Genomic DNA, 5,876 nt, shown 5'->3' on the forward strand with positions numbered 1-5,876 from the left:
TCAATGTTTCTGCATATTCGGAAAACATAATATTGAAACTGATGCTGATTCTCGTCTGATTACTGCTGTTGATATCAACCGAATGGGACAACCAGGAAGGGAACACCAGTAGTGTGCCATCGTTTACGGTGACGACAACCTGGTCGGTATTATCAGCAGTCAGTTCTGTCACGGGAGGTTTGATCACGTCCCGTTGAGGCCTTGGATCGTGGAAGTTAATTGTGTCTGCTCCTTTGCCCGTCTGTAGATAGTAGACTCCACTGAGAAGATTGTTGGGATGGTTATGCATCTTGTGAATAGCGCCAGGCGCGTTCATATTGGCCCAGAGCCCGGTCATCACAAACGGGGTATCGGCGATCTTTAAGAATTCAAGAACCTTTTTTACTGCTTCGTGTATCGATGATATCAGCTGCCCAAAGCACTCTGATTGATGTAAGTCGTGATCTGATTGCTAGCTCAGGCTCGACTCTCAGCCGGGTTTGGCTTGCCGCAGCAGTTCGAGAGTGCTGACGACGTCCTGGCTGACTCTTTTAATGATTTCCTCTTTGAGTTGAGTCTTCCATACGAAACTTGGGAACATACGAATAACGTCCGCTTCCTCGAAAGTCGATGCCACCTTATTGACCATGTCTTCATTTTCTCTGGTTTGTTCACGGCTGTGAACAGCTTTCGCAGAATTTCCCATTTTGATCGTAAGTTATTTCAGCGGATTCTGAGTGGTAATCCGCAATCATATGGCGGATCCCGAAATACTGATCGAGCCCTACTTCGAATTACTCACATAGGCTCACTTTGACCACAATGTGACCGAAATTCGTCCACTCCAGTCTTCTCCAGTCACAGTGAATCACCTACACGCGAAATCGGTGTGCAGTTCTGGCGCTATTTGACCTAGGCCGTCTCTTCTCATGTGCTTTGGTCCAATCCCATCCAGCCAAATCCAGCACTTTAGACGGCAACTTTGACGATAACTAGTTAACCGTCGTAAGATTACTTCTGCTTTTCCAATCTCTTACAGATCAGTTCGATCCCTGCACGGCCCACCAATCAATCAACGATTTATAGAGACTCACCAACTACCCATGATCCAATTGAACTGTTCATAAACCTGTTCGTAAATGGTGACAGTAGTTGCTTTTCGCGCTGCGAAGATGTTGTTCTGTGGCAAGCAGAAAGCAATTGTTTTTGCCAACGGCCCGTGGGTTCGTCCGGAAGTAATCTTCTTCTCCTTAGAGCATGACGTTAAGGCGGTTGCAGATTGCCTCGTGCATGCTACATTGCTTCAGCCAATCGGCAGTTGAGAGTCTACTTTTCTGCCCGAATTTACCTGGTCGGCAATACTCGGGAAACTGCTTCCCGGCGAATAGAGTATCTGAACTGTTCTGTTGCTTCATACTACCGATTTATCCATAAATGCGCTGAGAAATCCTTGAAACATTATGTTAGATGACTCTATTCTTTTCACCGTATTTCTGATTTTTACGGGTTCGGCTATTCTGGCAACTGTTGGACTCTTTGCCAGGCAATCCCTACTCAGTATCTACATTATTCTCGGCATTCTTGTAGGTCCTATGGGTATAGGACTCATCAAGGATGCGAACCTGATTGGAGATCTCTCCCATATTGGAATCATCTTTCTGCTGTTTCTGCTGGGCATTGATCTCTACCCGCAAAAACTCTTACTGCTGATAAGACAGACGACTGTAATCACAGCGGCAAGCACCTTGGTGTTTGGAGTTCTCGGCTATGTCATCGCAATAGTATTTGGTTTGGCTCCAAGGGATTGTCTGTTGGTTGGGTTGGCGACCACTTTCTCTAGCACCATCGTGAGTCTGAAACTACTGCCAACGACAGTGCTTCATCATCGTCATACTGGTGAAGTCATTATCAGTATCCTTTTGCTCCAAGATTTCTTGGCAATTGCATCCCTATTGCTTTTGCACGGCCTGTCGGCCGAAGGCAGTTCGTGGCAGCAAGCGGGTTGGCTCATCGGTGCACTACCCTTGTTATTCTTCGGTGGCCTAGCCGGCGAGCGATGGGTGCTGCGACCATTGTTTTCTCGATTTGAGCAGATTGGTGAGTATGTGTTCCTGCTGACCCTCGGTTGGTGTCTAGGCGTCGGTCAGTTGGCCAATAGCCTAGGCTTGCCTTATGAGATTGGTGCCTTTATCGCGGGTATTACTGTAGCGAACAGCCCGATCGCCGCCTACATTGCCGACAATCTGCGGCCGCTGAGGGATTTTTTCCTGGTGATGTTCTTTTTTGCAATCGGGGCAGGATTGAGCGTCACAGGTCTTGGAACAATATGGCTAGGGGCTGTGGTGCTGGCAGCTGCCGTCGTCGTGATTAAGCCATTAGTATTTTCGGTTTTGCTTAAGACTGCCGGTGAACCCGACAGTCTTGCCAGGGAGGCAGGTGTTCGATTGGGTCAGATGAGTGAATTTTCACTGCTGCTGGTAGCGGTTGCAGCAAACGCCAAGGCAATCACCTCGGCCGGCGCCACCTTTGTACAGCTCGCTACGATAATCACATTCGTTGTTTCCTCAGTTGTGGTGGTGCTGCGTTATCCGACACCTATCGCTCTATCAGATGGCTTACGCCGGGATTGAGTTGAGCTTCGTGAGCATGACCTGACCTGACAACGTCTGCAGCCACCGTACCTGATGTTAACTCCAACTGTTGGTCATTCGTCTCCTGTAACAAAACAAAGGTACTACAGAGATAATGTTTCTGAAGTGGTTCCTGTAACTGTTCAATTGAAATACCAGAAACTCTTAAAAAGTAGTACGAAAAAGCTGTGAACTCCGAATTGAATTGGACAATCCCTGAGCAGTTAACACTGTAATAACAGTCTTAAACGGGTTTGGGAGCCACTGACTTTTAATCAGGTGGCCGCTGGTTCAAATCCACCAGCGCCCACAATTTCACTCCAGTGTTTATGCGACTTTCTCCAGTTGCTAACGCTGGCTTCATCTTCAACTCAATGGTCAATGTGCCTAGAACGTGACCGAAATGTCTCCACCTTGCGTACTGCATCGTGCAGGTCTGTCTGGTAGATCAGACACCAAGCCAGTCACATAACCCCCTGAAGTCATCGACCGTGATCTCGGGCTGCAGCGGGGACTCGTCATAGGGTAGGTCATAACGGTCGATATAAGCACCGCGGTAGCCGCTCGCACGGGCCCCCAGGATATCAAAGGAATGCGCGGCAACCATCATGATCTGCCCCGGTTCAAGGTCTAGCCTACGGGCGGCATGGCGGTAGACCGCTGGATCGGGCTTAAATTGACCCACCGACTCCACGGAAATGATCTCGTCGAATCGGATCTTAATTCGGTTGCGGGCGAGATGGACCAGGTAGCCGTGTTCACCGTTAGAGAGCATGACCAGGCGGCAGCTCCCTGCTAGTCTTTCAAGTCCTGCCACGGCATCATCAAACGGGTCGAGTTGCTGATAAGCCAGCATAAATTCATCGACCTGACTCTCAGAAAACGCGACCTTAAACGTGCGCAACGTGTACAGCAGCGACCGCCGCATCACCGCAAGGTAGCCGCTGTGCCCGAGCATCAGAAGATTGTCCTGGTATTGCTCGATTCGCTGGCGCATCCTCCAGTAGGCCCACAGTGTTGTTACCTGCGTCTGGGCCCCGCAGTCATCAAGCAACTCAGACAAGCGCGGCGTCAGGCTTCCGGCAAGGTCCAAGACTGTGCCGAAGATGTCGAATGCAAGGGCCTCGGGTCGATCGGCAACGTCGAGCTGCATGGACAGTACTCCACTGAAAATTCGGGTGTACAAGTGATGTGTGGGTTCCGGACAAGACCGGTTGCCTTCGATAATATTAACCGTTAAATAACCAAAGCGGAACACGATTCTCGTCAGCCTCGGTATCATCTGGTGCGAGCCACCCCAGGGTCAATGTCCGCTGAAAAACACATTTACTGATCAGACAACAAAATGACTAGGTTACCGATCAAATGAAACGCTTTTCAGAGGCCTGTAACCGTAACCAGGCTCCGATCCTGGCGGTACTCAAAGAAGTCCTGCCGGACACAGGCAGGGTTCTTGAAATTGGCAGTGGGACGGGCCAGCACGCCGCATACTTTAGTCGTTCTTTACCGGATCTTGCCTGGCAGCCGAGTGATCTTGCTGAGGCCCTGCCCAGTATCGAAGCCTGGCGCGAGGAATCCGGTGCGCCAAATCTGAATCCCCCCATGGTGATCGACCTGCTGGGCAACAACGACACCCCGAGTAGAGTCGATGCCATCGTGTGTATCAATACTGCCCACATCGTGGCTTGGACAGGTGTTGAACGTCTGTTCAGCATCGCCGCTAACATCCTCGAACCTAAGGGTGTATTGTACTTTTACGGGCCATACCGTTATCCCGACCACGCGCTTGAACCCAGCAATGTAGCGTTTGACCGCTGGTTGAAAGAACAAAATTCCGTGAGCGGGATCAGGGATTATGCAGCTGTCGAGTCGCTGGCCGAGTCCAACGGTTTTATTCTGGGCGGTGATAGATCGATGCCGTCCAACAATCGGTCGATCTGGTGGGTTCGCCAGACAGCGGCGCAATGAAATGACCGGTAGTACCGCATGGATTCCTGAGGCCTCCTAAAAGAGGGGTGTACACGGAACTTTAGCCTTGGGTAAGGGGTAACCTGCGTCAAAGTAAAAATCGGACAAAGTTCTGAACTCGATGCGGTGGCTAGCATACTAGATGATTTTGCGAAGAGTATCGCGATTTATGTTTGCGCCGCAGATGATCACGACGACATTTCGTCCCTGGCAGTGCTGGCTGAACTGTTTCAGACCTGCAAGGGCAACACCAGCTGCGCCTTCTAGCAACATATGGTGTGCATCGATGAATTCGCGCATTGCCAAGGCGATTTCCTCTTCAGGAACTAGGGCATAGTCGTCTACGAGTTTCTGGCATAGATCAAAGGTGATTGCGCCTGCCTCGATCGCGCCAGCGGTACCGTCAGACAGCGTTGTTTCGCTGGGCATATCAAGCAATCGCCTTGCCTTAATTGACGCAGCCATGATCGGCGCCGCCGTCGGTTGACAGCCAATCACCTGCATACGCGGATTCACAGATCTGAGGAAACCAGCGACCCCGGCAATGAGACCACCACCACCAACAGCGACAAACAAAGCGTCGACATTGTTGATCTGGTTCGCAATTTCGACACCACAACTCGCCTGACCAACGATCACATCGGCATCGTTGTAGGGAGACACGTACGTCATTGCGTTATCTATCGCGTATTGGCGTGCATGCTCTTCCGTATCCAGCCCATCAGTACCAAAGTGCTGTACTTCGGCGCCAGCTCGACGTATTGCGTCTACTTTTGCAGACGATGCCCACTCAGGCACAAAGACGATACCTTTGATACCAAGCTTGTTCATCGTATAAGCGACGGCTGCACCGTGATTGCCGCTGGATGCAGCGACGCAGCCAGCGGTGGCTTCGTCGCGAGATAGCAACAGTAGCTTGTTGCAAGCACCACGGAGCTTGAACGATCCGGTGGTCTGCAAGTTCTCGAGCTTGAGCCATACGTTGGCGCCGGTGAGCGTGCTGAAGTAGGGCGAATGTTCCAAAGGTGTTTCGCGAATATGGCTACGGATTCGCTCCGCGGCGAGTACTGCACTGGAGGGGATCGATTCAATGTTCATTGACAAAAATAATTAGGAAATGCAATATGGAATTCCAAATATAATGCTAAACGAATTAGTAGGAACATGACAACCAGACCATCTAATCTTTTAATCGACGTCGTATATTCAAGCCTACGCGACTTGATTGTCTCAAACGCGTTACCTGCTGGTCAGAAGCTCGTTGACCGAGACTTGGCGGAGTTGCTGGAAGTCAGCCGG

The 5,876-nt window shown here is 50.5% G+C and carries 6 protein-coding genes; 2 read left to right on the forward strand and 4 right to left on the reverse strand.

The genetic code is table 11. The features are described from left to right. A partial coding sequence (locus MK323_14780; GenBank protein ID MCH2483409.1) for a 2OG-Fe(II) oxygenase family protein occupies positions 1-397 on the reverse strand: 397 nt, incomplete at its 3' end. Positions 398-469: 72 nt separating this feature from the next. Further along, positions 470-685: a hypothetical protein gene (locus tag MK323_14785; protein ID MCH2483410.1), complete on the reverse strand. Its 216-nt coding sequence runs from the start codon at positions 683-685 to the stop codon at positions 470-472. Between the two features lie 754 nt (positions 686-1,439). Between MK323_14785 and MK323_14790 the strand changes: the two genes are divergently transcribed. Continuing rightward, positions 1,440-2,609 (forward strand): cation:proton antiporter, encoded by a 1,170-nt coding sequence (locus MK323_14790; protein ID MCH2483411.1) that lies wholly within the window; start codon positions 1,440-1,442, stop codon positions 2,607-2,609. A 448-nt stretch (positions 2,610-3,057) separates the two neighbouring features. On the opposite strand, the gene MK323_14795 is transcribed toward MK323_14790, so the two are convergent. After that, complete coding sequence (locus MK323_14795; protein MCH2483412.1) at positions 3,058-3,762, reverse strand: haloacid dehalogenase type II; 705 nt, start codon at positions 3,760-3,762, stop codon at positions 3,058-3,060. A 212-nt stretch (positions 3,763-3,974) separates the two neighbouring features. On the opposite strand from MK323_14795, the gene MK323_14800 reads away from it, so the two are divergent. After that, entirely contained in the window at positions 3,975-4,577 is a 603-nt protein-coding gene (locus MK323_14800) for a class I SAM-dependent methyltransferase (protein MCH2483413.1), read from the forward strand. 138 nt (positions 4,578-4,715) lie between these two features. Here the strand turns inward: MK323_14800 and MK323_14805 are convergent, their stop codons facing one another. Further along, positions 4,716-5,675: a threonine/serine dehydratase gene (locus tag MK323_14805; GenBank protein ID MCH2483414.1), complete on the reverse strand. Its 960-nt coding sequence runs from the start codon at positions 5,673-5,675 to the stop codon at positions 4,716-4,718. Between the last annotated feature and the right edge of the window lie 201 nt (positions 5,676-5,876).

The organism is Gammaproteobacteria bacterium (assembly GCA_022450155.1).
Lineage (GTDB): Bacteria > Pseudomonadota > Gammaproteobacteria > Arenicellales > UBA868 > REDSEA-S09-B13.

Excerpts from the sequence above, each read along its gene's own strand:
- MK323_14785 (MCH2483410.1), bottom strand. The coding sequence starts at position 685 with ATGGGAAATTCTGCGAAAGCTGTTCACAGCCGTGAACAAACCAGAGAA.
- MK323_14790 (MCH2483411.1), top strand. The coding sequence starts at position 1,440 with ATGTTAGATGACTCTATTCTTTTCACCGTATTTCTGATTTTTACGGGT.
- MK323_14795 (MCH2483412.1), bottom strand. The coding sequence starts at position 3,762 with ATGCAGCTCGACGTTGCCGATCGACCCGAGGCCCTTGCATTCGACATC.
- MK323_14800 (MCH2483413.1), top strand. The coding sequence starts at position 3,975 with ATGAAACGCTTTTCAGAGGCCTGTAACCGTAACCAGGCTCCGATCCTG.
- MK323_14805 (MCH2483414.1), bottom strand. The coding sequence starts at position 5,675 with ATGAACATTGAATCGATCCCCTCCAGTGCAGTACTCGCCGCGGAGCGA.